The sequence below is a fragment of the Vibrio sp. 10N.222.55.C6 genome, from assembly GCF_041473395.1.
In the GTDB taxonomy this organism is placed as follows: Bacteria; Pseudomonadota; Gammaproteobacteria; order Enterobacterales; family Vibrionaceae; genus Vibrio; species Vibrio crassostreae_C.
Window position 1 is genome coordinate 1 of the sequence record NZ_JBFRSD010000866.1, and the last position, 418, is coordinate 418.

Consider the following 418-nt stretch of genomic DNA (forward strand, 5'->3'; position numbering starts at 1 on the left):
CAGCAATCCATCACTGAGCACTTAGATCTCTCGACTTTCATCAAACCGACCCAAAGCCTAAAAATTGATGCCCTTTCTCTTAGCGCTGAAGAGGTGCACCACCTGGTCACTCAGTTATTAACGCACAGCCTGTCCCCGATGCAGGCGTTATTTGCGAGTGTCAGCGCGTTATTGAGTTATTACGGCGCCCTTCGACGAGGGGAGCTCTTACGCCTGCGCCTTCAAGATATTCGATGCACCCACGAAAAAGGTCAGTTATTTGCGATCTACATTACCAATACCGAGGAAGGCAAAACAAAAAGCGGAGACGCGCGCACGGTTCAGGTTGTGATGCCCGAAATCGGCGCCAAATTAATACGGTTGTTACTGGCGTTCAAAGCCAACCGTCCTCCTAGCGAGCCATTCATTGGCTTTGAAG

Annotated in this window: 1 pseudogene; it reads left to right on the forward strand. The window is 50.2% G+C overall.

The features are described from left to right. A pseudogene (locus AB4486_RS26595) lies at nt 1-418 on the forward strand (site-specific integrase); the annotation flags it as partial.